Origin of the sequence: Alcanivorax sp. NBRC 101098, from assembly GCF_001010505.1 — a bacterium.
GTDB lineage: Bacteria > Pseudomonadota > Gammaproteobacteria > Pseudomonadales > Alcanivoracaceae > Alcanivorax > Alcanivorax borkumensis.
The window spans coordinates 165,528-191,335 of record NZ_AP014613.1 but is presented as its reverse complement, the minus strand read 5'-3'; the positions used below and the strand labels follow the sequence as shown (position 1 = coordinate 191,335).

Below are 25,808 nucleotides of genomic sequence, written 5' to 3'. Positions count from 1 at the left end.
GAAAACGGCAACAGATTAACCTAAGTCCGTCAGCGCGCCTTCGCTGGCCGAACCCACCAGCCGTGCGTATTTGGCCAGCACACCACGGGTATAGCGTGGTGCTGGCTGTTGCCAGTTAGCACGGCGGCGTGCCAACTCCGCATCAGACAGCGCCACGACCAGGGTGTTGGCTTCGGCATCAATGGTAATTTGGTCACCGTTTTCCAATAATGCCAGCGGACCACCATCGAAAGCTTCTGGGGTCACGTGGCCTACCACGAAACCATGGCTGCCGCCGGAAAAGCGACCATCGGTAATCAGCGCCACCTCGTCACCCAGGCCGCGCCCCATGATGGCAGAGGTGGGGGTGAGCATTTCACGCATGCCTGGGCCGCCGCGGGGGCCTTCATAGCGGATCACCACCACATCCCCGGACACCACAGTGCCATCATTGATCCGCTGCTGCGCTTCTTCTTCCGAACCGAACACCCGGGCCGGGCCGGAAAAGTGGGTGCCTTCCTTGCCGGTGATCTTGGCCACTGCGCCATCCGGCGCCAAATTGCCATAAAGGATGCGCAGGTGACTTTCTGCTTTCAGCGGCGCAGACAGTGGCGCGATGATCGTCTGATCCAGTGGATAAGGACTAACATCCGCCAGGTTCTCAGCCAAGGTACGGCCGGTGACCGTCAGGCAATCACCCTGCAGCAAACCCGCCTCCAACAGCACCTTCATCAACGGCTGAATACCGCCGATGGCCACCAACTCGCTCATCATGTAATGGCCACTGGGGCGCAGGTCCGCCAGCACCGGCACCCGCCTGCCGATCTCGGTAAAGTCATCCAGCGACAGCGACACCCCCACGGTGCGCGCCATGGCGATCAGGTGCAGCACCGCATTGGTGGAACCGCCCAGGGCGATCACCACAGTGATGGCGTTCTCAAATGCAGCCCGCGTCATGATGTCCGAGGGCTTGATGTCCTGTTCCAGTAGCGCCAACACTGCTTCGCCGGCGCGCTGGCAATCATCACGCTTCTCTTCCGACACCGCATTCTGTGCGGAGCTGTCCGGCAGGCTCATGCCCAGCGCTTCAATAGCCGAGGCCATAGTGTTGGCCGTGTACATGCCGCCGCAAGCACCGGGCCCGGGAATGGCAGTTTCTTCTATCTGCTTGAGTTCGATTTTGTCCATGTCGCCGCGGGAATGGGCTCCCATGGCTTCGAACACAGAAACAATATCCGTGTGGCCCTTGCCGGGCATGATGGTGCCGCCGTAGACGAAGACGCTGGGGCGATTCAGCCGCGCCATGCCCATTAGGCAACCGGGCATGTTCTTATCGCAGCCACCAAGAGCTACCAGGCCGTCAAAGCCTTCACAAGCCGCCACGGTTTCAATGGAATCGGCAATCACCTCGCGGGAGACCAACGAATACTTCATCCCTTCGGTACCATTGGCGATGCCATCGGAGATGGTGATGGTATTGAAAATCACCCCTTTGCCGCCGGCCGCATCGGCTCCAGCGCAGGCTTTTTCGGCGAGCTCACCGATATGGCTATTGCACGGCGTCACCTGACTCCAAGTAGAAGCAATGCCCACCTGGGGTTTATGGAAATCCTCATCGGTAAACCCCACCGCCCGCAGCATGGCCCGGCTGGCGGATTTACCGGGGCCGTCCACGACCTTTGCTGAATGGCGGCGACGCGGATCGCCCTTTGAGTCACTCATATGTTCTCCTGATTCCAGTTAACGCTTCACCGCCAGCACGGCAAAGGTGTCGCCCACGTCCACCCGTGCCGGGTGGCGGCGGCCGATCAACATGCCCGCAAACGGCGCCCGATAGTCCACCGGTGGCTCACCGGTACGTTCCAGGGAGTAAACGCGGGCAAGCACGTCACCCTGTTGCACCCAGTCACCCAGCTCCACCGCAAATTCCAGCAGGCCACGATGCTGACTGACACGGTAATAGTCTGCGCTGGGGATCTCCAACGCCTGCGATGCCACCGGCAGCGGATCACCGGGCAAGATGCCGGCAAAACGCAACACATTGTCCACGCCTTGCTCCGCCAATGCCACGGTGCCCGGGGTGGTGGTGCCGCCTCCACGCAGCTCGGTGCTGATGAAGACCCGGCCTAGGCTTTCCACCACGCTGTCGAATAGGGCGGCCTCTTCCAGCTCCGCCATAAACAGGGTGTACGGTGCGCCAAAAGCTTGGGCCCCGGCCAGGCAACGGGCGCCAAAGGTGGCGTCGGCCAGCCGATGGGTGGCCGCAAAGGGCAATAGATCCAGAGTACGCCCACCGGAATGCATATCCAGCACCACGTCAGCCAACGGCACCAAGTAGCGGGTGAAGTAATCGGCGATTTTTTCGGTAAGGGTTCCCACGGGGTTGCCTGGGAAGGCGCGGTTCAAATTGCCACCATCCAACGGGGAGGTGCGTGTGCCGTTCAGCACCGCTGGGTGGTTCATCATTGGCACAATGATGACTCGGCCACTGATCTCTTCCGCGCCTAGCCGGTTGGCCAGCTTGAGCAGGGCGGTGATGCCTTCGTATTCATCACCGTGGTTGCCCCCGGTGAGCAGCGCGGTGGGGCCCTCGCCGTTACAAATCACCGTGATCGGGATCATCACATTGCCCCACGCCGACTGGTCATGGGAGTACGGCAGCTTGAGGAACCCATGTTGCACGCCGTCCTGATGGAAATCCACCGTGGCGCTGATCGCGCTGTCCTGCATAGCGAGTCCATTATCTCCGAATCAGAGTGCATATGACGCACCCGGTTCTTTACGCCTATAATGCGCGCTTTACCAGGATCGCGAACAGGACATTCCTTAATATGGCCGACAAAGGCACGCTGTACATCATTTCCGCCCCGTCCGGCGCCGGCAAAACCAGCCTGGTGGCCGCACTGGTCGACAAGCTTGCCCAGGTACGCATTTCCATTTCGCACACCACCCGGGCCATGCGCCCCGGTGAAAAAGACGGCGTGAACTACCACTTCACCGACCGCGACTGTTTTGTGCGCCAGGTGGAGCAGGGTCGTTTTCTGGAACATGCGCAAGTGTTCGGCAATCTCTACGGCACCAGCGCTGACTGGGTAGCCCAGACCCTGCGCACCGGCGACGATGTCATTCTGGAGATTGACTGGCAAGGCGCCACCCAAATACGCAAACAGCTCCCGGATTCAGTCAGCATCTTCATTCTTCCGCCCTCCCTGGAGGCACTGGCTGGCCGCCTGCGCGGCCGGGAAACCGACGACGAAACGGTTATTCAGCAACGCCTAGACGGCGCCCAAGAAGAGATGAGCCACTACGGAGAATTCGATTATCTGGTGGTCAACGATGACTTCCAGCGCGCCCTCTATGAGCTGGAAGCCATTGTCGAAGCTCGCCGGCTGGTGACAGCACGACAGGCCGCGCGCCAAGCCGCCACCCTGCAGAACCTGCTCGCCCGGCGCTGATCGCCCGGCGCCGCGCTTGCCACGGCACCGCCGTTCGGCGGCCGGCACTGGACTTGCCCCGCCCTCAGCCCGTAAAATCGCCTCCTTGCGAATTATCAGACGGCGCGGGTTCATGTCGAGCCCGCCTCGTCAGCTTGTCAGGAGAGCAACATGGCACGAGTTACCGTAGAAGATTGCCTGGAAAAACTGGATAACCGCTTTGAGCTGGTGCTGGTTGCCGGCAAGCGCGCCCATCAATTGCAGAGCGGCGGTAAAGAGCCACGTGTAGCTTGGGAAAACGACAAACCCACCGTTGTCGCCCTGCGCGAAATCGCAGAAGGCCTCGTCACCGCTGAATCCGTGGATAACCCCATCGCGGACCGCAGTGCCGACGTGGACGAGCTAGCGCTGCTGACCCAGTCTTTCGGCGAGTAAGTGCCCGCCCCCGCTGTTTTATTGCGATAGCAAAAAGCAGACAGAGAAACGCAGAGACTTAGATTAGAGCCTCTGCGTTTTTTTGTGGGCAGCACACGGTGCGCCCCATTACTCTTTACGATCCCCCATTGTTTTTACCCAGCCGAATAATAGTTCGTCGCTATCCGCCTTATCGTAGACAAACCCCGCCCTCAAATCTAAGCTAAGAGTCATCTTAGAACCTGCTACTCGCCAAGGGCGTGACGAGGCCTTTTGCCCACCATTCATAATTTGGAAAAACGGTTACGTAGTTATCTGGACGATGATCAAATCGCCCAGGTCGTACACGCTTACCATTTTGCCGAGCAAGCCCATGAGGGCCAGTATCGTCGCACCGGCGACCCCTACATCACCCATCCACTGGCAGTCGCAAACATCCTTACCGACATGCACATGGACCATGCCTCGCTTATGGCGGCCATGCTGCACGACGTAATCGAAGACACAGGCATCAGCAAGGAGCAGCTGGCAAACGAGTTCAGCGAGGAAGTGGCCGAGCTGGTCGATGGCGTTTCCAAAATCGCCCAGATCAAGTTCGAATCCAAGGCCGAGCAACAGGCAGAAAACCTGCGCAAGATGATGCTGGCCATGACCCGGGATATCCGCGTTATTCTTATCAAGCTGGCCGACCGCCTGCACAACATGCGCACCCTGCATGTAATGCGCGCGGAAAAGCGTCGCCGTATCGCCACCGAAACCCTAGAGCTGTACGCCCCCATCGCCTTCCGCTTGGGCATGTACAACATGCGGGTTGAATACGAAGACCTGGCCTTTCACGCCATCTACCCCATGCGAGCCAAGCTGATTGGGCAGGCTGTTAAGAAGGCTCGCGGCAACCGCAAGGAAATCCTCTCCACCATCAAGACTAGCCTCGAGCATTGCCTAGAAGAGGAAGGCATCGAAGCACGCGTGCTGGGCCGCGAGAAGCACCTGTTCAGCATTTACTGCAAAATGAAAGAGCAGCACAAACCGTTCGTGGATATCATGGATGTGTTCGGTTTTCGTATCATCGTGGACCGGGTAGATACCTGCTACCGCGTGCTTGGCGCCGCACACAACTACTTCACCCCGATTCCTGGGCGCTTTAAAGACTATATTGCCATCCCTAAGGCCAATGGCTACCAGTCCCTGCACACCACGCTGAAGGCTCGCTCCGGGATCCCGCTGGAAATGCAGATTCGTACCGAAGAAATGGAAGCCATGGCTAACAATGGCATCGCCGCCCATTGGCTTTACAAGTCCGATGACGAGCCTGGCTCGCCCACCCACAGCCGCACCCAGAGCTGGATGCAACGGTTACTTGAGCTGCAGCAAAAAACCGGCAATTCCATGGAGTTCATCGAAAATGTGAAGGTGGACCTATTCCCGGACGAAGCCTATGTGTTCACCCCCAAGGGGGATATCAAGGAACTGCCCGCCGGTGCCACAGCCGTGGACTTCGCCTACGCGGTGCACACCAAAGTGGGTAACAAATGCGTCGCAGCACGTATCGATGGCAAGCTTGCCGCTTTGTCCACACCACTGGAGTCCGGGCAGACCGTCAAAATCATCACCGCACCCAGCGCCACGCCAAACCCAGCATGGTTGAACTTCGTAGTTACTGGCAAGGCACGCACCAACATTCGCCATTTTCTCAAGAATCAACGCCGCGAAGATGCGGTCGAGTTGGGCCAACGGCTATTGGAAAAAGCCCTGCATTCCTACGAGATGGGCATGGATGATTTGCCTATCGGCCGCGTGGTCAGTGAACTGGCCGGTAACGGTTATGTGGAGCTGGATGGCCTACTAGAAGATATCGGCATGGGCAATCGCCTAGCGCCACTGGTCGCGCGCAAACTTGCCGGCGCCCGCGATGACGACGAACGCCAGCACGAAGAGGACCGACGCCCACTAGCCATCCGCGGCAGCGAAGGCCTGATGGTCAGCTACGCGAAGTGTTGCTGCCCTTTACCCGGCGACACCATCATCGGCCACCTTAGCGCCGGGCGCGGCATCGTAGTCCACCGTGACACCTGCAAAAACCTGCTGGCGGAAATGCGTAACTCCCCGGAGAAATGCATTGCCTTGCGTTGGGATAAACAGGTGGAACAGGAATTCACTGCCACCCTGCGTATCGAGCTAATCAACAAGCGCGGCGTGCTCGCCATCCTGGCCAACAGCGTGTCGGAACTGGGTTCCAACATCGACACCATCGACATGGCTGAGAAAGACCCCACCCTCACCATTCTCAATGTGACCATGACCGTAAAAGATCGGATCCACCTAGCGCGCATCATCAAAAAACTACGCACCCTAGACAGCATAGTAAGAATTCACCGGCTTTAAGAAACGCTTCTCGCAAGAGCTGAGCATACTCAAACGTTCCCTATTACGCGCTGATAGTTCGGAGCGTTCTGACGGTTACCGAGGCCTCCCACCTCATCACAGGCAACGTCCTTGTGGCATGAACGATAATATGGAGGCGGTCTCACTTTGAGAGCGGACAAGCCGTTTACCTGTACGTTCGCACCAACTTGACTCGGTGCTATCCTCTAACGCTCTTTTGGTTGCGCCTCAGGGCATCCCATGCAAGCATAACGGCCTTAAATTATTCTGCTCGCTCAATGGCATCCAGCCAACAGCTCAACTATTGAAGATTCAGACCATGTCCAACCATTCTGTAATCAGCACCGACAAGGCCCCACAAGCCATTGGCACCTATTCCCAGGCCATCAAGGCTGGCCCCACCGTTTACCTATCAGGCCAAATTCCACTGGTACCAGACACGATGGAACTGATTGATGGGGACATGGAAGCGCAGATTGAGCAGGTGTTTAGCAATCTGACAGCCGTCTGCGAAGCAGCCGGAGGCAGCCTGCAGGATATCGTAAAACTCAATATCTTCCTCACCGACCTGAGCCACTTTGCGCTTGTCAATGAAGTGATGGCACGACATTTTAGCCAGCCCTATCCGGCCCGAGCAGCCATCGGTGTGGCCGCACTACCCAAGGGCGCTGGCGTGGAAATGGACGGCATCCTGGATATCGCCTAGCCCCCCTGCTGAACACACTACTATGCCACGCACACGCTCGCCCATTACGAGCGTTTTTGTTAGCTCACCCCCTCCGAAAGGAGGGGGAGACAGTACGTTTCAAAAAGCGCAGCATAGTAAAAACGGTCAGCGGGCCAACGCCCGTTTTCGTTAATCGGGCAACATCTAGGGAGAGCGATATGGATACCGCGACCCGCGACCTCAACACCTTGTTTGATCAGCTCGGGCTCGCCAGCAGCGACCACGACATCGAAGATTTCATCCACCAGCATGGCGGCACGCTCGCCGACAGCATGCACCTACACCAGGCCCCTTTCTGGAACGAATCCCAGTCAAAGTTTCTCGTCGAAGCGGTTCGCGAAGACGCAGAGTGGGCAGAGACCGTAGATACCCTCAGCGCGCTGTTAAGGCACTGATAGTAGCCCAGCGGAGATTCCTTAGGTGTGCAGTTCTGCTAGGTAAGGCAAGCTTAAAAGCCCCTTCCCCGGTGCTACACCGTGTTGACGATTGCCACTAGTCAATCGGCAGTAGCAACAGTATTCGATCAAAGAATAGACAGTAGAGCAGCAGGGGCACCGGTAGCCCAATCACAGTACCCAGCATGTAGTGACGTAATTTTACTCCGCTGAGCGACAGCGTGTAATTAAGCGCAGGCATCGTCTGAAATAGTAAACGCAACAAGGCGACACTGCGTATTGGGTGGCTGTCCAAGCGTGCCAGAATTTGCCTAGCGAAAGGGTTCTGAATGTCGCGCAACGCACTCCCCCCAAGCCCACGCACCAGCACATAGGTTGCCAGACAAGAAATGCACGCTGCCACATAGGTTGCTAGCCCGCCCATCACCGTACCCAGAGCCAAAATGGCCGCCGCCAAGAAAATCCAGCCCGGTAGCTGTATAAGATTACCAATCACGAAAACCACAACAAAAGCGATAAACCCGCTCACCGGGTTGGCTTCAAGCTGCGCCCGCAGAAACGACACTGACATCTGCTCACGCAACCCTGACAGCTCCACCGTTATCAACACCAGCGCCAATATCACGACCAACATAATCAAACGGCGATAGCGAGCGAGTGAAAAAGAAAGCGCCACAACAACAATTCCAGAAAGGGTCAGTAATTCAGTGTAAATCATTACAGACGGGGAAGAGCGTGAAGGAGTAAAAGGCTATTGATTCCCAGCTTCACGTTGAAGCTGAGATCTTGGTTTTTCAGCCCAGAGCCCGCTCGGAATCCAGCACCTGCTGATACCCCTCCGGCAGGACATCAGCCCAGGCATCAAGCCCCTGGCGCAAATCGTCCAGAGAGGAGGCCGCGAGATTAGCATGACCCACCTTGCGGCCCGGACGCACACTTTTACCATACCAGTGCACCACACCCGGATGCTGGAGCCAGGCGTTTTCAAATGGAGTACCGATCAGATTTACCATGGCAGACGAGCCATGCACATTCAGAGCATGGAGCGGTACGCCGGCCAAAGCATGAACGTGTAGGTCAAACTGAGACCAATCCGCACCTTCATGGGTCCAGTGCCCGGAGTTATGTACCCGCGGGGCAATTTCGTTGACCATCAGCTGGCCATCCACTTCAAAAAACTCCACCGCCATGACGCCGGCATAATCCAACTCTTCCATAATGCACTTGAGCATTATTTCCGCCGGCGCCTGCAGATCGGAACAGGCATTCGCCGGTGCCAGACTCAAGCGCAGAATGCCATCCACATGCCAGTTTCGGGTCAACGGGTAGAACAATGTTTCGCCGGTAATACTGCGCGCGCCGACAATGGACAGCTCGCGGCGGAACGGAATTTTCTGTTCTACAATCGCTTTGCCAGCCAACTCAACAGCAGGCACTGCACTCAAATCACCACCTTCGCCGACGATCCAGGTGCCCCGCCCGTCATAACCGCCACTGCGGGCTTTTACCACTACACCACCAAAGTCCGCCACCGCACGAGGCAAATCTTCAGCCTGGTCCAGCATTACCCAAGGGGCAGTGGGAATGCCCAGCTTGTCCAACATGGTTTTCTGGGTAAATCGATCGGGAATGACCTGCAGGGCCCCGCGCGCTACACAGCGATCACTCTGGGCTAATTCAGCGGAGAAACCGGTTTCTGGAAACGCTTCACGTTCCACGGTGATCACCGGGTAGCGCTCTTGGCACTCTTCCCAACTAATCGGCACAGCCAAATCAGAAGTACCCGGCAACAGCAGCGCCCGCTCGGGATCGTAACGGTCTACCACTAGACCCAAACGGGCCGCAGCTTCTGCCATCATCAAGCCAAGCTGGCCACCACCGAGAACAAGTACGCGATTCATAGCAGATCCGTCAGAGCAAACAAGGAAAGGAGCAGCGCAGGGAGTTAACCCTGCCCCAGCTCGGCATTGGCCAACACTTCATCCGCACGGGTGGCTTTCCAGTCGGCAATCGCCTGCAACAACGCCGGATTTTCCGTCGCCAGCATCTGCGAAGCTAACAGGCCCGCATTCCAGGCCCCCGCCGCGCCAATGGCCAACGTACCCACCGCCACGCCTTTGGGCATTTGCACGATAGACAGCAGGCTATCCCAACCGGATAGCGTGCGGCTTTTCACCGGCACACCCAGCACCGGCAGCGGGGTCAAAGACGCAATCATACCGGGCAAATGGGCCGCACCGCCGGCACCGGCAATGATCACCTTGTAGCCATTTTCATGGGCGCTTTTGGCAAAATCATACATGCGCTGGGGCGTGCGATGGGCCGAAACCACCTCGGCTTTCCAGCCCACATTGAAATGGGTCAGGGCGTCACAGGCTTCTTTCATGGTTTCCCAGTCAGATTGGGAGCCCATTACCACGGCAACCGGCGTGCTCATTCGCATTACTCCATTGCGCCCATTACAGGCTTTTGCGGGCGCATCAGAACCAAGCCACGCCAACACAGAAAAAATTGAGGCGCACACTTTACTAATGCCAGCGCCGGAGGCAAGTCTATCGACGAAAAAATGATCGACGATGAAGCTCTCAGCCGACAGATGGCGATTTTAGCGTGATTTGGTTGGGAATGCGCTTCTGCCCTTGCCGCCTGCCCACGCAACTCCCTTCAATTACAGAACAGAGGCGTAAGCGACAACCCACAAAACAAAACGGGCCATGATCATTATTTGAAATGCCGCCGCCGCATCATCCCGAATAAGAAATGATGCGCAGACACTGCATTGGATTCACTCAAGGATAAAGTCATGTGGCCGCTTACCTCCCTGCCAACACCTGAGCATAGCCGTCCTGATAGCCGGGATATTGCAGGGTGTAATGGCCCTGCTGGATATATAGGCTCGTCACCTGCTTGCCCACTGCCGGTTCATCCGGCACCGCCAAGGTCAACCCTTGCTGGTCTGCCAACCATTCCAATACATCCAGATTACGGCCGCCCACCGCATCGGTGCCAATCACCAACGGTGGCATTTCATGGCCACCCAGCCAGCCTAGCACCACGCTACGCAGTAGCCCCACGCAATCGTCACGGTGGATCCGATTGGTCCACTGGGGGGCAGGTAGACTTTCTTCGCCACGGGCCAATCTGGCTGCCTTGTCGATCTGCCGATATCGTCCCGGCCCGTAAATACCGGTAAAGCGCACCACAGTACTCAGACTACGAGTGCTAATTTCCTCTTCCGCCGCGAGCAGCACCTTGCCGTTATAGCGGCTCGGACGAGGAGGGGTTAGCTCATTGACCACCCCTTCCACGTCGCCAAACACCGCGCTACTGGAGACAAACACTACAGGGGGCAGCGGCTGCTGGCCTTCCAGAGCATCCAATAACATTAGCGGCGCCCGTACATAGGCCTGCAAATACCCTTCTTCACTGTACTCGCTCGGAGTCATGATGATGACAAGTAAATCCACCGGATCCGGCGGTAGCATGGCCACCCCTACAGTCAAATCTTGGCTATACAATTCCACTCCACCCGGCGCCTGTTCACCGCGGCGAATGGCACTGATGCGATGCCCGTCTACGATTAATTGTTTGGCCAAGCCGCTGCCTAGGTCACCCAGACCGGCAATCAAAATATGAGACATGAAGGCTCCTTGCGTACCGCCAGTAACCCGATGCCGGATGGCGAACGCAGGCTGTTCTTACGTTAGTCATCCGGCACCTAGCGTACGACGCCGTTAATATGCACAATGGTATTCAATCGAATAAGTGTATCAATGCCATGACATTAACAGAACTTCGCTATCTGGTCGCCTTAGCCCGGGAACGCCACTTTGGCCACGCGGCCCAAGCCTGCAACGTAAGCCAGCCAACCCTGAGTGCTGCCATTAAAAAACTGGAAGAGCAGCTGGGCATGCCACTGTTCGAGCGCCGCCCCCGGGAAGTGGTGGTTACGCCTCAGGCCGAACCCATTATCGCGCAAGCCCAGCGCGTGCTGGAGCAGGCGGACCTACTTTCCCAGATGGCAATGAGCCAGCGCGATCAGCTTGGCTCACCGCTGCGGGTTGGCGCAATCTTTACCGTTGCCCCATATCTCTTTCCCACCATGGTGCCGCGGGTCCGCAAAGCCGCAGCGGAAATGCCGCTATTTATCGAAGAGAATTACACCCACGTATTGCGGCGCAAGTTAGAGCACGGCGAGCTGGACGCCATCATCGTTGCCCTGCCATTCTCCGGTGGTGGTTTGGTGCGTGCGCGCATGTACGAGGAGTCTTTTTCGGTACTGCTACCGGCAGACCACCCCTGGACCAAGCAAAAGAAAATTGCACCTGAACAACTGCTTAGCGAGACTCTGCTATTGCTCGGTGAAGGCCACTGTTTCCGCGACCAAGTACTGGAACTGTGCCCCGCCATCGATTCTCAACACCAACGCAACCTGGTGCAAATCGAAGGCGGCTCGCTAGAGACTTTGCGGCATATGGTCGCGGGCGGCCTGGGCATCACCGTGCTGCCCAATTCTGCCTTGCACCAACATGGATACGACAAGCACACTTTTGCGGTTCGTCCATTTGAAGAACCAGTGCCCTCGCGGACCATCGCGCTAGTTTGGCGCGATAGCTTCCCACGCCCCAAAGCAATCGAAGTATTGCGACAGGCCGTACCCAAGGAAGGATTGTCAGGATAACAACGATGAACAGGCCGGTTTTTCCCTGTAAGAGCTCCTGTAGCGATGCGAACCGACTTGCCGGCACGCCTCCAAGCACCCTCTGCACCTCAACAGGTGCGGTTATGGCGACCTAACATCATGGCCGGTGACTCCCTCTCCAGCCTACCCCTGAGCCGCCTCAAGGGCGTCGGCCCCGCCGCTGCGGAAAAACTGGCCAAGCTGGGCCTGCATAACCTAGAAGATCTGCTCTTCCACCTACCGTTCCGTTACGAAGACCGCACTCGCATTTCCCCCATCGGCAGCCTGCGCCCGGAAACCGGCGTGGTCATCGAGGGTCAAGTAATGGCCGCCGATGTGATATTTGGCCGACGTCGCTCCCTGCTTTGCAAAGTGGCTGACGGCACCGGCATGGTGACGCTGCGTTTCTACCATTTCAGCGCAGCACAGAAGAACACCCTAGAGCGCGGGCGGACTATTCGCGTCTATGGCGAGCCCCGTCCTGGTTCCGCCGGGCTGGAATTTTATCATCCAGAATACCAGCTAGATTATGCTGACAGCGGCCTGCCGCCACTGGAAAAAGCATTGACCCCGGTCTACCCCACCACCGACGGTGTCAGTCAGAAAACCCTGCGCAACCTCACCGGGCAGGCCCTGAAATACCTACAGGCGCACCCTCCCCAAGAGCTGATTCCTGCCCAACTGCTGGATCAGAGCGGCCTGCCCAGCTTAGCCGACGCCTTGAGCAAACTGCATAATCCACGACCAGATGACCCGGTGAACTTACTGCTGGAAGGCAAACATCCGGCAGTAAAACGGCTGGTGATGGAAGAAATGGTGGCTCACCAATTAGGCATGCTGCAAAAACGCGCCGGACAGAAAGCCTTCCATGCCCCGCGCCTTGGCGGGCAGACACTGTTTGAAAAACTACAGGACAGCCTACCCTTTAGCCTCACTGGCGCCCAAAAACGAGTCATCGGTGAGCTGATGGGCGACATCAAACAAGCCCACCCCATGTTACGTCTGGTACAAGGCGATGTGGGCTCAGGCAAAACCCTGGTAGCCGCCGCCGCCGCCCTTGCCGCCATTGAGTCCGGCTATCAGGTCGCGTTAATGGCACCTACGGAGCTGCTGGCGGAACAGCATCGAGAAAACTTCCACCACTGGCTGGCGCCACTGGGTATAAAAGTACACTGGCTGGCGGGCAGCCTCGGCGTAAAAGCCCGCCGGGAAACCAACGCAGCGCTAGCCGATGGCAGTGCGCACATCGTGGTCGGCACCCATGCTTTGTTTCAGGAGGCCGTACAGTTCCATCGCCTTGGGCTCACCATCATTGATGAGCAGCACCGCTTCGGTGTGCAGCAGCGGCTGGCCCTGCGTGAAAAAGGGCGCGAGGATAACGCCCATGGCATTCAGGTTCCCCACCAATTAGTCCTCACCGCCACGCCCATTCCCCGCACCCTGGCCATGAGCGTCTATGGCGATCTGGACACATCCGTGATCGACGAAATGCCACCGGGCCGCAAGCCCATCGACACCTTGGTGCTTCCCGAGAGCCGACGCCCCCAAGTAATCGAACGCATTAACGATGCCTGCCGTCCCTCTGCTAAAAAGAAAAACACTCAGGCCTACTGGGTCTGCACTTTAATTGAGGAGTCTGAAGAACTGCAGGCTCAGGCAGCGGAAGCAACATTTGCGGAATTACAGATCGCCTTGCCGGAGCTGAAGGTGGAGCTGGTACACGGGCGCATGAAGGCGAAAGAAAAAGCCGAGCGTATGGCACGTTTTTCGCGGGGAGAAGCGCAATTGCTGATTGCCACCACCGTCATCGAAGTGGGCGTGGATGTACCCAACGCCACCCTCATGGTAATGGAAAACGCCGAACGGTTGGGCCTCGCGCAGTTACACCAGTTACGCGGTCGCGTAGGCCGTGGAGCCGAGCAAAGCTACTGTTTACTGCTATACAAAAACCCTCTATCGCATACTGGCAAGCGACGCCTGGCGGTAATGCGCGATACCACCGACGGTTTTGTTATTGCCGAAGAAGATTTGAAACTACGTGGACCCGGCGAATGGCTGGGCACTCGCCAGACCGGCGACCTGGCCTTTCGCATCGCCGATCTGGTTCGTGATGAAGCGTTAATGGAGCCCGCCAAAGAGATCGCCAACAAACTAATGCAAGACTACCCACAGTGGATCGACCCCCTGTTACGTCGCTGGCTAAAGGGCGGGCAGAACTTTGCCGACATCTGACACAAACGAAGAATCCCCAAGATCAGGGGCGTTGTCACCGGGGAATGACAAAGGGGTCTTGCTCCTTTTTATAAAGCAAAAAAACCGAAGCCAAAACATACCATTCTCGAAAACAATAATGTTGAGAACGTCCTGACAAAAGAGATTTCAACAGCCGGCTAGAAACACACCTCTTGAACCTGAAATTCAACCCGCCACTGCCGTTGGCTTGCTAACCAGCCGCTCCGCCGGGAAATGACAGGTAAAGGTGCTGCCCTTGCTCAGTTCGCTGACGATTTCCAAGCGCCCATCATGGCGAATCATTACGTGTTTAACGATGGCGAGGCCCAGGCCGGTGCCCCCGGTTTCTGTAACGCGGCTATTGTCTGGCCGGTAAAAACGTTCCGTTAAGCGCGGGATGTGGGCGGGGTCGATGCCAATCCCGTTGTCTGTGACAGAAAAGTGCGCGCCGCAAGAATCTTGCCACCAACGGATACGGATGGTGCCGTTGGCCGGCGTATATTTCACTGCATTGGTAATCAGATTGCCGAAGGCACTTTCCAGTTCAGCCGGATTGGCGATCAAGCGTGCGTCGAGAGGAACATCCAGCTCGATCTGGTGATCCTTGTCGCTGCCTATAGCCAACGCATTTTCTTTCATCCGATTAAGCATGCCATGAACGGGTACCGCCTGACGTACACTGTCAGCTTCCGTTCCTTCTAATCGGGCCAGTAATAACAAATCGGCGACTAGGGCTTCCATGCGGTTGGATTGATTGTCCATTTGCATCAATGCGCGACGCAGACGGGCCTGTTCTTCCGGGAGGGTATCGAGCAGGGTTTCCAGGTAGCCTTTGAGCACGGTAAGCGGCGTCTTTAATTCATGGCTCACATTGGCTACAAAATCTTTGCGCATTTGTTCCAAGTGATGCAGCCGCGTAACGTCACGAGCAATCAATAATTGTTCGCCGATACCAAACTCAGTTACGCGGAACTGCAGGATACGGTTGTCATTCACCGGTGAAGGGATTTCCAGCGGGTCCTGAAAATCCCCTTTGCTTAGATAACCGGTAAACCGAGGATGGCGGATCAGGTTCGTCAGTGGCTGGCCCAGATCTTGGCTCGCATTAAAGCCCATGGCACGTTCGGCGGCATGGTTCCAATATTCCAGATAACCGTGTTGGTCGATGAGGATGACTACATCGTCAAGGGCGTTCACTGACTGTTGGGCGCGGTGGATGATGCCTTGCAGGTTTTCCTGGGCGCGACGTTCTTTTTGGAACAAGTGCTCAAGGCGGGTATAAAACTCACCCCACAGCCCGATACTGTCTGGTGGCTCGGTATGATCGTCGCGCACCAGCCAGCTGTACAGGGCGAACAGTTGCCGGGTGCTCCAAATAATATAGCCCCCCAGCCCTACCAGCAGTGGCCAAGTGTGGCCCACTGCCAGGGCAGCCAGAGCGGCCAGAAATATCAGGCCGGCAATGCGATTAACTTCCTTGGCCAAGCTGGCTTTCATGGGTATTCCACCGCAATTACTTTGCTCGTTAGCCGGTATCGGGGGGGGGTCGACGGCGCTGCCTAGTATAGGCAGCCGCATGCCTGCCGTCTCAACCTGCCTTGGCCGATTTCACTGAAAACCGGTAGCCGGTACCGCGCACGGTCTGAATAAAACGATCGTAGCCGAAGGGAGCCAGCGCCTTACGCAGACGGCGGATATGCACGTCGATGGTACGGTCTTCCACATAGACGTTAGCACCCCATACTTGGTCCAGTAGCTGGGTGCGCGAATAGGCCCGCTCTTGGTGGCTCATGAAAAATTCCAACAGCCTGTATTCGGTGGGCCCCATGTCCACGGGAGAATCGTTGGCGCTAATGCGGTGACTCACCGGGTCCAGGCACAGACCTTCTACTTCAATGGCCTTTTCCGCCGCGACACTAGACGCGCGCCGCAGCACGGCTTTAATGCGGGAGATTAGTTCACGAGTGGAGAAGGGTTTGGTGATGTAATCATCGGCGCCAACGTCCAGCCCTTGAATCTTGTTATCTTCTTCGCTTTTCGCAGTGAGCATGATGATGGGCACCTCGTTGGTAGTCTCATCTCGCTTCAGCCGGCGGGCCAGTTCGATACCCGTGACCGACGGCAGCATCCAATCCAGCAGCACCAGATCCGGGCGCTCATCGACGATGATCTCATGGCCACGTTGGGCATTCTCTGCCTCCAGCACATCGAAATCGGCCAGTTCAAGGGCGACGGCGACCATCTCACGAATAGCGGGCTCGTCATCAACAATCAATATACGGTTTCGGGACATGGCTTCCTTCCTTGCCTGTCTTGTGAGTGGCGTGTGCCGCTCGGGATGTTATCTATTAGATTGCTTTTTTATGACATGTGTATGACAGATAGAGCCCCGCCACGCAACAACGCAGGTTAAGACGAACGGAAGGCCTGCAACCATCTGGCGACAGCCCCAAGCCACAAACGACAACACACGCCAGGCCTTAAGATACGGTAATAATATGCCCTCGATTAGCCGCTCAGGTGGACCGAATTATCCCTTTCGTCCCCCTTGAATCGCGGCGCCGAACACCATTAGGTGGCACTCTAAGACACCCCCGCTATAGGGGACTTGTAGCGATTCAAAAATACTGAAAATACAACCCGATAAACACGCATGCTCCGGCCCAATGATTATTCAGAAATGCGTGAAAGCTGGGCCAGCGTTCACGGTAGCGGATCAAGCTGTGCTGAAAGGCAAAGCTAAGGCTCATTCCAACCAAACCGGCGTACCAGGGCCAGGAAAAACCCAGCCGGTGGCCGACCATAATCAATGCCAATAGTGTCAGGGCTTGAAGGATGGCGATCATCAGGCGGTCGGCATCGCCAAACAGGATGGCGGTGCTTTTGATGCCTAGCTTCAGGTCATCTTCACGGTCACACATAGCGTATTCAGTGTCGTAGGCCACCGTCCACAGCACATTGGCCACGTACAGCAGCCAAGCGATTTCCGGCACTTCACCGGTTTCAGCGGCAAACGCCATGGGGATGGCCCAGCTGAAGGCAGCGCCCAAGAAAAGCTGGGGCATAAAAGTGAAACGCTTGGTAAAGGGATAAAGCACTGCAAGGCCCAAGCCGCCGAAAGACAGCCAAAAGGTCAGCTCATTGAGAAACAGCACTAGCCCAAAAGCCAATAGACCTAAGCCGCCAAACAGGGCCAGAGCCTGTTTGGCGCTGAGTGCACCGGTGGCCAGCGGACGTCCCTGAGTACGTTCTACGTCGCCATCGAAATTCCGATCGGCAAAGTCATTAATCACACACCCCGCCGCCCGCATGATCACCACGCCCAGAAAGAAAACCACAATAACGGTCAGGCTCGGCGTACCGGCCCCAGCAATCCATACCGCCCACAGCGTGGGCCATAGCAGCAACAGCGTGCCGATGGGGCGATCAAGGCGCATTAACTGAATGTAGGGCCAGAGAGTCGGGTAACGCTGTTCAACAAAGGCAAACATGGGGCATCCGAGTTGTCAGGGCGAAGATGAGTTTCAAACGACAAGCGACAAGTTTCAAGGCACGAGCCAGGAGGATAACCAATTAAAAACGCGACAACCGCACCGCGTCCGTGGGCTCTCCCCTAATAGATGCATAGAGATAAGCTTTGTCGTGTAGCCACGACGCTTGCACACAACGTGCGACGTGCAGCTTCTCCCACAGCGCGGGCAGAAAATACTCCGCCACCAGCAGGGGCGCGCCGCGTTTGATAAAGCGCGATTGGCGACCCCAGCATAGCGAATGATGTTGGTCAGTCGAAGCGAGTCGGGCCCACACCTGATCCCGCTGGCAGATCGGGCGGTTATACAGTTCAAGGCCAAGGGAGCGGCTACCCATGTGCCCCAGGGAGCGGTTTGCACCGGCAAGGCTAGTGAGCGGCAGCACACTGCGGGCAGCAACCACCGGGGTATCATCCAGATGCAGTGTCACTTCACGGATCAATGCAGCGCGCCTTACCGGCAGCGATAACAGCCGCCGTTCATCGGCTCGAGGTAAGGCAATAGCATGTAGGCCGGGAACCACGCTGAAGTGGCCGTAGCGCTTGAGACGCCGTGTCAGAGAGTCTGGATCAGCCATCCAGTCCCGAATAATCGGGGGCAGTACCAGCTGTTCCAGTGGGCGCCAAAGGCTATCGGGGTGCAGGGCAGCAGGCAACATGGCTCTCTCATGATATCGCGCACTATCGCGGGCGGCAGGACTATGGCCCATGTCTTACGGTAGAGCAAGCGGCGCCCTAGTGCTTCAGGAATCAGAGAACAGCAACCTTGAGCTTATGTAAGACGGTGCCGGCTGGCATTGATTTTTTTGCCTTACGCCGATAGGTTAACGCCCCCTGAGAACGCCCTGTATGTAGCACAGTAAGTAAGAGCTTACTTTACCTGACGAGGTTCACAATGAAGAAGTGGGAATGTGTAGTGTGTGGTTTCATCTATGACGAAGCCGAAGGTCTGCCCGATGAGGGTATTGAGCCGGGTACCGCCTGGAACAACGTGCCGGAAGATTGGGTCTGCCCCGATTGCGGCGTGGGCAAGGACGACTTTGAAATGGTAGAAATTTAAACCACTACCTCAGTCACTCCGCCTGTCCATTAATTGTTAAGGATTACTCATGCATCCTATTGTCATCGTCGGCACCGGCTTGGCCGGTTTCAACACCGTCAAGGAATTCCGCAAGCTGGACAAAGAAACCCCCATCGTCATGCTCACCGCAGACGACGGCCGTAACTATTCCAAGCCTATGTTGTCTGCCGGCTTCAGCAAGGGGAAAACCGCCGATGACCTGTGCATGGCTACCCCGGAAAAAGTGGCTGAGCAACTCAATGTTGACGTTCGCACTGGCGTGCATGTAGCCGGCATTGATGCCACTAACAAGCGCGTACTGCTGCCCGATGACCACCTGGACTACAGTAAACTGGTACTGGCGCTGGGTGCCGACACCTGGACACCGCCGCTGGAAGGCGATGCAGTGGGCGAAGTGTTTTCCGTCAACGATCTAATGGACTACGGTAAGTTCCGAGCAGCCGTGGAAGGCAAGAAGACCGTGACCATCCTCGGCGGAGGTCTGATCGGCTGTGAATTCGCCAACGACTTATCCAACGGCGGATTCAAGGTATCTTTGGTTGAGCCCATGGGCCGTTGCCTACCATTGCTACTGCCTGAGCAAGCCTCAGAGGCGGTGGGCCGTGGGCTGGCGGATCTGGGCGTGCAGTTCCACTTTGGCCCATTGGCCAAGGCTGTACATCATGGCGATAACGGCCAGTTGGTGACCGAATTGTCCGATGGTAGCCAACTGGAGTCCGACGTAGTGTTATCGGCTATCGGTCTACGCCCGCGTATCAGCCTGGCCAAGGAAGCAGGGCTGGATACCAATCGCGGCATCCTGACCGACAAGAGCCTGCGTACCAGCGCGGAGCATATCTATGCGCTGGGCGATTGCGCTGAGGTGCAGGGCCATGTGCTTCCCTACGTTCTACCGTTAATGGCGTCTGCCCGTGCCTTGGCAAAAACCCTCGCGGGTGAGACCACTGAAGTCAGCTACGGCGTCATGCCGGTAACCATTAAAACCCCGGCATGCCCAGTAGTGGTATGCCCTGCTGCAGAAGGCAGCGAAGGCGCCTGGGAAGTGGAAGCCGAGGGTAATACCGTGCAGGCTCTGTTCCGTAGCAAGGATGGCAGCCTGTTGGGTTATGCGCTCACCGGTGAAGCGGTCAAAGAGAAAATGAAGCTCAACAAGGAACTACCGGCAATAATGCCGTAACAGCCACAAGCTGTTAGCGACAGGGCGCGGGCGGGATAAGTAAGCGAGACGAATTCTCTTGCCCCGCGCTACACTATGGAACAGCCATAGAAGTCATTGGCTTGCATGGCCTATTTCCGTATTGCAATTTGACGCTTGCCCCTGACAGACAAGGATTTCTCATGAAATTTGCACTGGTATTGCTGGTTCTTGGTTGGCGGTTACGCTGGTTGGCGTGGCGTAACACAGGCTTTCAAAAGCAGCTGGAGAACCGCAATGTGGTGATGCAGTGGCGCACCTTCGCGGGCAAGCCGGCGCGCAGTTTTCATTTCATGCCAGGCAAGGTCGTGTCCAAGGCGGGTATTCACGGCAAGCCCACGGTAACCCTGAATTTCAAAGACGCAGGCTATGCCTTCCGCACCTTGCAGGAAGCGGGCAAAAACCAGATGGCGTTCATGGAAGGCATGCAGGCCGGTAATATCAAGATCGAAGGCGATCCGGGCCAGCTTATGTGGTTTATGACTTTAATGAAATTCATCATGCCCGGTGGCAAAAAGTAAACGCTGCCCCCTTACTCTGCTCTTTACGCGCAACCTAAGGCTACATGCTGGATTACGCACGTAAGGAGCTCTTGTAGCTCGAGTGCACCCAAAGGACACAGGCCTGAACCGAGAGCCTCAGTAGCCAAACGCTCTCCAATCCATTTGCTTCAAGGACGGTATATGTTGATGGCTCAACGTATTTTTGCATTCTGCTCGCTCCTATTGCTGGCGGCCTGCGCCACCACCACCGAAACCAATTCCACCTGGCAAACCAAAACCGACGAACCACGGCCGAGCTTTGCCCACCTGTATGTGCTGGTGCTGTCAGAAAACCCAGTGGCCTCTGCTGCTGTAGAACAGCAAGTAAAGAAGAGCCTGACCAAGCGCAAGGTGGAGACCACCTTAGGCAGCACCACGTTGCCGGCAACTAACCGGCAGGCAGCGGATTTTCGAAGCAAGGTTGAGCAGGCTGTAAAAGATAGCGACGCCGATGGGGTCATGGTGGTGACACTATTAAAGAGCCAAGAGCGTGACGAATACATGCCGCCCACGGTGGATTACCTGCCTATGGCTTCGGCGCCCATGTATCTTGGCTATGGCCCCTATGTAAGCTACAGCCATCGCGCGCTGTACCAGCCAGGTTATTATCAGAGCGCCACTGACTATTACCTGCAAACCCAGCTTTACAGCGTCAAAACGGCGAAGCCCGTGTGGCAAGCTCAATCTCGCAGCATGAGTCCCTACAGTCTGAAAAGCGGTGCCGAGGGCTACGCCAAGAGCGTGGTAAGTAAGCTTGACCGTGATGGCGCCCTGAAAAGATGATCTTGCCTAGCCGGGAGCCAGAGCCCGGCCTAGCCCCCCCTTGCTTTGACTCTATCTCAAGCTCTACCTTCCGATTCTGATTCTGACCATTGGTCCCCCACCGTGATTCTATCTCGCTTAACGCTATGGCGATCACCATGCCGAGGGTATGATTAAGGGTACTAGTAAGTTTGCATGGGCCAGGAGGCCCGTTGAGGCCAGAGGGGACGGCATGCATTCAACCATGAAAACGCTGCTTGAGCAGATGCGAATCACCGAGATGGATATCGATGCTCGAAAGCGTCTGCTGGATTTCAATGATGATGATGTGGACGCGCTGCTACAGTGCCGACCCCATGTGGAGAGCCGCCTCGATGATATCGTTGAGATATTCTATGGCATTCAAACCAGCAACCCGGATATTGCTGCGCTGATTGGGGATGTCGATACTTTAGAGCGACTGGTGAACGCCCAGCGTCATTACATTCTGGACCTATTTTCCGGCGTCTACGACTTAGAATACACCAACAACCGCCTGCGAATTGGCTTGGTGCACAAGCGAATTGGCGTTGAGCCAAAATTCTACCTTTCCGCAGTGCATTTGCTGCACCGGTTGCTGGTAAAAAACATTACCGAAGCCATTGATGCCAGTGCAGAGCGAGACCGCGCCTTGAAGGCGCTGGACAAGCTAATTTACTTTGACGTCACCTTGGTGTTTGAAACATATATCTTAAGCTTAGTGTCGGAAATCGAAACGGCAAAGGATCGTACCGAAGAATATGCGCGGGCACTGGAAGAAACGGTTGCCATGCGTAATGGCCAATTACGTATCGATGCCCTCACCGGCCTGACAACCCGCCGTTACCTTAACGAAGTCCTGCACCGAACGGTGAAGGCCGCTCAACGCCGCAGAGAACCAGTAGCGCTGATTTTCGTGGACGTGGATGCCTTCAAAGAAATCAATGATCGGCGCGGTCATGCCTATGGTGATCGAGTCCTTGTTGAGCTTGGCAAGGTGCTAAAAGAAACCGCCCGAGGTGAAGATACTTGTGTGCGCTATGGTGGCGATGAGTTCTGCGTAGTGTTGGCCAACAGCACTGAAGAGCAAGCGGAACTTGCCTATTGCCAACGGACTCGACGACTGCTGGCGGAGCGATTGCCAGAGGTCAGTATTAGCATGGGCGTGGTGCAGACGGGGCCGGATCATTTCGAAGACGTGGATGCATTGCTGTACGCTGCTGACCAGCGCATGTATTTGAACAAGCCTAGCCGGTGTGAACTAAACGCTGAGATCATGCATGATGGCGACGTCGACCCCATAACACCCAGGCCATGAATACTCCCCGGGCTGCCATGAAGCCATTCATGGTTAACCACAGGCCATGGTTATCCCAGCCACGGGAGCATACCCAAAGCATAAAGAAGACCCCCACTGACGCCAGCATGGTGTTGCGCATGGCGGTACCCCAGGTGGCGCCGACAAAGATCCCATCCAACCAAAATCCGGCGCTAGCGGTAACGGGCAGCAATAATACCCAAGGCAGATACTCGATGGCCGTGTCACGGATCGATGGCAGGTCGGTGAGTAAACCAATCAACGGTGCGCCGCCTAAGCAGAATCCCAGCAGGCCCACCAGCGCACAGCCGATGGTCCAGCGGCCGGTAGCCGCCACGGCGTCTGCAAAGGCTTGGTGATCCTGCCTGCCCTGAGCTTCCCCCACCAACGCTTCCGCAGCATTGGCAAACCCGTCCAGCAGGTTACTCAGGATTAGTAGAAAGGTAATCAGTACCGCATTGGCCGCTAGCGTAGCATCGCCGAGCCGTGCGCCTTGGGCGGTGAAGAAAAAGAAACACGTCAGCAGCGCCAAGCTACGAATAAAAATATCCCGGTTCACGGCCATCAGTGCCCACATAGCCACAGGCTGCCACACGGTTTCCCTATGCGCGGGCGGTCGCAGGGCAGCGCGCAGCCAGAACAGACCACCGGCCAAGCCCACATATTCTGCGCAGGCGCTCGCAATGGCCACACCACGGACATCCAGATTCCAGACCTGTACCAGCAATATATCCAGCAACGCATTGGTACTGTGCATCAACACCGTCATTTTTAAGGGCACGCGGGTGTTGTGGGTGCCGATGGCAAAGCCAATAAGGGCAAAATTGGCCAGCGCGGCAGGAGCACCGAGAATGCGGATGTTGATGTAATCCCGCGCCAGCCCCTGCACCGCATCACTGCCGCCCAGTAGCCACAGGCCCGCATCGCGCAGCAGCGGTGACAACAGAATCAGGGCAAACCCGAGCAGGGTCGATAGCAGCAAGCCACGCAGTAACACCACACGGGTGTCCCGCTTGCCCCCCTGCGCTTGAGAAGCAAAGCCGGTGGTACCCATGCGCAGGAAGTTGAATGAAAAATACAAGAACATGAAGAAATTGCTGCCCAACGCCACCGCCGCCAGGTAGCGAGGATGCGCCAGATGGCCTACCACCGCCGTATCCATAAGCCCCAGCAACGGGGCGGTCAAATTGGACAACAACAACGGCCAGGCCAGCATCCAGATACGTTGGTTGAGGGTCACACTCATTCAAACTCCGGAAAAACCCTTCTACTACGCCGCTGTAGGCATTCTCATTCAGGGGCATGAATCTTGCTCAGCACGGCATCAACCTGAAGGCCCATCAGTCATGCCAGGGTGCGACAGGTTCAGACCGATATCCGATTGCTCGGCGAGGGTCTGGTTCGCACCTTAAGAGGTGCTCCTACCAAAGAGGCTTGTCATGACCCCCTGCGCAACAGCGTCAGCACAAACAAGCTGCTGGCGGCCACCACGATGGATGGACCCACCGGCGTGTTGGCGTACCAACTTACCGCCAACCCGACCAGCACCGACAAGGTGCCCAGCACGCTGGCCACCGCAGCCATCTGTGCTGGCGTATGGGTCAGACGGCGGGCGCTGGCGGCGGGAATCACCAGCAACGAGGTAATCAGCAGCACGCCCACGGTGCGGATGGCACCGGCGATCAGCAGGGCCAGCAACAACATCAGTAATAGCCGGGTGCGTTGTACTGCGATGCCTTCCACCTGGGCCAGTTCTTCGTTGACGGTAATGCTGAGCAGTGCCCGCCACTGCCACAGCATCAGCATCAGAATGACCATGGCGCCTACCCACAGGCCGGTCACATCCTGCCAGCCTACGGCGAGCAAATCCCCGAACAAGTAGGCGAACAGATCCACCTGGATGCCGGTTTGCAGGCTAATGGCGATGACCCCGAGTGCCAGGGTGGTGTGGGCGACAATGCCAAGCAGGGTGTCTCCGGCCAGTTGCCGTTGCCGCTGCAGGCCGCTGAGGGCGGCAGCCAGCCCCAGGCACACCGCCACCACCGCCACATACAGGCTGATATCCAGCGCTAGCGCCAGCGCTGCGCCCAATAGCGCGCCGTGGGCCAGGGTGTCGCCAAAAAACGCCATGCGCCGCCACACTACAAAGGCACCCATGGGGCCGGAGACCAATGCCACGGCCAGCCCGGCCAGTAATGGCGGCAGTAACAATTCAATCATGATTGCAGGGCCCGTTGTGATCGTGGGAATGCGTGGCATTGCCGTGCAGATCATGGTCGTGATCATGATCGTGGGTGTATAGCGCCAGGTTAGGTGTACCGGCACCGGGGCCGAACAACTCGTGGTAGGCCGGGTCCCGGCTTACCGACTCCGGGCTGCCGGAACAGCAAACGTGGCGCTGTAAGCAAATGACTTCATCGGTGGCCGCCATGACCAGATGCAGATCGTGTGAAATCAACAGGATGGCACAGCCCAGCTCGTCACGAACGGTCTTGAGCAGGCCATAGAGAGCATTCTGCCCGGCCACATCCACGCCCTGGGCAGGCTCGTCCAGTACCAACAGATCCGGCTTGCGCAGCAAGGCGCGGGCCAGTAGTACCCTCTGCATTTCTCCGCCGGACAGCTGCTGCACCCCGCGCCGACGCAGATGGGCCACCCCGGCCCGCTCCAAGGCCGCCCGGCGGGAGGCCGTAGGCCCCGGTGCCGCCAACCACAAAAAACGGTCCACTGTGAGCGGCAGGCTGTCGTCGATCTTGATGTGCTGGGGCATGTAACCCACCCGCAGGCCTTTACGGCGGATCACCGTGCCATGGTTACTGTCTGGCTGCACTAGCCCCAGTACAAGCCGCGCCAGCGTGCTCTTACCGGCGCCGTTGGGGCCAATCAGCGTAGTGATGCGACCGGGGGCCAGGCTCAGGCTGACGTCAGACAGCACAGCGTTGCCTCCTAGCGTAACCGACACCGACTGCACAGTGACCAAAGGTTCTGGCATAAGAAAAGGGCCCGAAGTACAAAAACGTAATGATATACTGCCGCTCTTTCGCCTGCACTGAAGGGCGAGTTAACCGCAGCAAACGACAAGGCGCGCCAGAGGCGATGCAGGCTGCCTCCGCCAG

25 protein-coding genes are annotated in these 25,808 nt (G+C 57.0%); 12 read left to right on the top strand and 13 right to left on the bottom strand.

The window, feature by feature from the left end; all coding sequences use genetic code 11:
• Positions 1-15 precede the first annotated feature (15 nt).
• Positions 16-1,701 carry a dihydroxy-acid dehydratase gene (gene ilvD / locus AS19_RS00910; RefSeq protein WP_046961618.1) on the bottom strand — a complete coding sequence of 562 codons (1,686 nt, stop codon included), beginning with the start codon at positions 1,699-1,701 and terminating at the stop codon, positions 16-18.
• Positions 1,702-1,719: 18 nt separating this feature from the next.
• On the bottom strand, positions 1,720-2,709 hold the full coding sequence (doeB, locus tag AS19_RS00905) for a N(2)-acetyl-L-2,4-diaminobutanoate deacetylase DoeB (RefSeq protein ID WP_011587476.1): 990 nt from the start codon (positions 2,707-2,709) through the stop codon (positions 1,720-1,722).
• 101 nt (positions 2,710-2,810) lie between these two features.
• On the opposite strand from doeB, the gene gmk reads away from it, so the two are divergent.
• The 5 genes from gmk (at position 2,811) to AS19_RS00880 (ending at position 7,334) form a co-directional block, all read left to right on the top strand.
• The gene (gene gmk, locus AS19_RS00900; RefSeq protein ID WP_046961617.1) at positions 2,811-3,434 is read left to right on the top strand and encodes a guanylate kinase; all 624 of its coding nucleotides are present in this window, start codon (positions 2,811-2,813) and stop codon (positions 3,432-3,434) included.
• Positions 3,435-3,584: 150 nt separating this feature from the next.
• Positions 3,585-3,848: a DNA-directed RNA polymerase subunit omega gene (gene rpoZ, locus AS19_RS00895; RefSeq protein ID WP_011587474.1), complete on the top strand. Its 264-nt coding sequence runs from the start codon at positions 3,585-3,587 to the stop codon at positions 3,846-3,848.
• Positions 3,849-4,100: 252 nt separating this feature from the next.
• A complete protein-coding gene (locus tag AS19_RS00890; RefSeq protein WP_011587473.1) occupies positions 4,101-6,212 on the top strand; it encodes a bifunctional (p)ppGpp synthetase/guanosine-3',5'-bis(diphosphate) 3'-pyrophosphohydrolase in 2,112 nt (703 codons plus the stop codon).
• A gap of 319 nt (positions 6,213-6,531) precedes the next feature.
• Positions 6,532-6,918, top strand: coding sequence for a RidA family protein (locus AS19_RS00885; protein WP_011587472.1), 387 nt, complete (start codon positions 6,532-6,534; stop codon positions 6,916-6,918).
• A 179-nt stretch (positions 6,919-7,097) separates the two neighbouring features.
• On the top strand, positions 7,098-7,334 hold the full coding sequence (locus AS19_RS00880) for a DUF2789 domain-containing protein (protein ID WP_011587471.1): 237 nt from the start codon (positions 7,098-7,100) through the stop codon (positions 7,332-7,334).
• A gap of 97 nt (positions 7,335-7,431) precedes the next feature.
• Here AS19_RS00880 and AS19_RS00875 read toward each other — a convergent pair whose 3' ends face one another.
• From AS19_RS00875 to AS19_RS00860, 4 genes are all read right to left on the bottom strand, one after another.
• The gene (locus tag AS19_RS00875) at positions 7,432-8,010 is read right to left on the bottom strand and encodes a TVP38/TMEM64 family protein (RefSeq protein ID WP_035461613.1); all 579 of its coding nucleotides are present in this window, start codon (positions 8,008-8,010) and stop codon (positions 7,432-7,434) included.
• 118 nt (positions 8,011-8,128) lie between these two features.
• Complete coding sequence (locus AS19_RS00870; protein WP_011587469.1) at positions 8,129-9,235, bottom strand: ATP-grasp domain-containing protein; 1,107 nt, start codon at positions 9,233-9,235, stop codon at positions 8,129-8,131.
• 44 nt (positions 9,236-9,279) lie between these two features.
• Positions 9,280-9,771: a 5-(carboxyamino)imidazole ribonucleotide mutase gene (purE, locus tag AS19_RS00865; RefSeq protein WP_011587468.1), complete on the bottom strand. Its 492-nt coding sequence runs from the start codon at positions 9,769-9,771 to the stop codon at positions 9,280-9,282.
• Positions 9,772-10,147: 376 nt separating this feature from the next.
• The gene (locus AS19_RS00860) at positions 10,148-10,975 is read right to left on the bottom strand and encodes an NAD-dependent epimerase/dehydratase family protein (RefSeq protein WP_011587467.1); all 828 of its coding nucleotides are present in this window, start codon (positions 10,973-10,975) and stop codon (positions 10,148-10,150) included.
• A gap of 137 nt (positions 10,976-11,112) precedes the next feature.
• Here AS19_RS00860 and AS19_RS00855 point away from each other — a divergent pair, with 137 nt between their 5' ends.
• A complete protein-coding gene (locus AS19_RS00855; RefSeq protein ID WP_035461615.1) occupies positions 11,113-12,015 on the top strand; it encodes a hydrogen peroxide-inducible genes activator in 903 nt (300 codons plus the stop codon).
• A 120-nt stretch (positions 12,016-12,135) separates the two neighbouring features.
• Positions 12,136-14,247, top strand: a complete 2,112-nt coding sequence (gene recG / locus AS19_RS00850; protein WP_046961616.1) for an ATP-dependent DNA helicase RecG — start codon at positions 12,136-12,138, stop codon at positions 14,245-14,247.
• A gap of 186 nt (positions 14,248-14,433) precedes the next feature.
• Here the strand turns inward: recG and phoR are convergent, their stop codons facing one another.
• The 4 genes from phoR to AS19_RS00830 form a co-directional block, all read right to left on the bottom strand.
• On the bottom strand, positions 14,434-15,744 hold the full coding sequence (gene phoR, locus AS19_RS00845) for a phosphate regulon sensor histidine kinase PhoR (protein ID WP_011587464.1): 1,311 nt from the start codon (positions 15,742-15,744) through the stop codon (positions 14,434-14,436).
• A 91-nt stretch (positions 15,745-15,835) separates the two neighbouring features.
• Positions 15,836-16,540, bottom strand: coding sequence for a phosphate regulon transcriptional regulator PhoB (phoB, locus tag AS19_RS00840; protein WP_011587463.1), 705 nt, complete (start codon positions 16,538-16,540; stop codon positions 15,836-15,838).
• A 325-nt stretch (positions 16,541-16,865) separates the two neighbouring features.
• Positions 16,866-17,738 carry a 4-hydroxybenzoate octaprenyltransferase gene (gene ubiA / locus AS19_RS00835; RefSeq protein WP_011587462.1) on the bottom strand — a complete coding sequence of 291 codons (873 nt, stop codon included), beginning with the start codon at positions 17,736-17,738 and terminating at the stop codon, positions 16,866-16,868.
• A gap of 82 nt (positions 17,739-17,820) precedes the next feature.
• Complete coding sequence (locus AS19_RS00830) at positions 17,821-18,435, bottom strand: chorismate lyase (RefSeq protein ID WP_011587461.1); 615 nt, start codon at positions 18,433-18,435, stop codon at positions 17,821-17,823.
• A gap of 236 nt (positions 18,436-18,671) precedes the next feature.
• On the opposite strand from AS19_RS00830, the gene rd reads away from it, so the two are divergent.
• From rd to AS19_RS00805, 5 genes are all read left to right on the top strand, one after another.
• Positions 18,672-18,836, top strand: a complete 165-nt coding sequence (rd, locus tag AS19_RS00825; protein ID WP_011587460.1) for a rubredoxin — start codon at positions 18,672-18,674, stop codon at positions 18,834-18,836.
• Positions 18,837-18,885: 49 nt separating this feature from the next.
• Complete coding sequence (locus tag AS19_RS00820; RefSeq protein ID WP_011587459.1) at positions 18,886-20,034, top strand: rubredoxin--NAD(+) reductase; 1,149 nt, start codon at positions 18,886-18,888, stop codon at positions 20,032-20,034.
• A 161-nt stretch (positions 20,035-20,195) separates the two neighbouring features.
• Positions 20,196-20,573, top strand: coding sequence for a hypothetical protein (locus AS19_RS00815; protein ID WP_035461490.1), 378 nt, complete (start codon positions 20,196-20,198; stop codon positions 20,571-20,573).
• 162 nt (positions 20,574-20,735) lie between these two features.
• Positions 20,736-21,377, top strand: a complete 642-nt coding sequence (locus tag AS19_RS00810) for a hypothetical protein (RefSeq protein ID WP_041704614.1) — start codon at positions 20,736-20,738, stop codon at positions 21,375-21,377.
• Positions 21,378-21,588: 211 nt separating this feature from the next.
• Positions 21,589-22,692 carry a GGDEF domain-containing protein gene (locus tag AS19_RS00805; RefSeq protein WP_046961615.1) on the top strand — a complete coding sequence of 368 codons (1,104 nt, stop codon included), beginning with the start codon at positions 21,589-21,591 and terminating at the stop codon, positions 22,690-22,692.
• Here the strand turns inward: AS19_RS00805 and AS19_RS00800 are convergent.
• From AS19_RS00800 to znuC, 3 genes are all read right to left on the bottom strand, one after another.
• Positions 22,649-23,938, bottom strand: a complete 1,290-nt coding sequence (locus tag AS19_RS00800) for an MATE family efflux transporter (RefSeq protein WP_011587455.1) — start codon at positions 23,936-23,938, stop codon at positions 22,649-22,651. The two genes, AS19_RS00805 and AS19_RS00800, sit on opposite strands and share 44 nt — an antisense overlap.
• A gap of 191 nt (positions 23,939-24,129) precedes the next feature.
• A complete protein-coding gene (gene znuB / locus AS19_RS00795) occupies positions 24,130-24,912 on the bottom strand; it encodes a zinc ABC transporter permease subunit ZnuB (RefSeq protein WP_035461496.1) in 783 nt (260 codons plus the stop codon).
• Positions 24,905-25,684, bottom strand: a complete 780-nt coding sequence (gene znuC / locus AS19_RS00790) for a zinc ABC transporter ATP-binding protein ZnuC (RefSeq protein WP_011587453.1) — start codon at positions 25,682-25,684, stop codon at positions 24,905-24,907. The genes znuB and znuC overlap by 8 nt, the downstream gene beginning before the upstream one ends.
• Between the last annotated feature and the right edge of the window lie 124 nt (positions 25,685-25,808).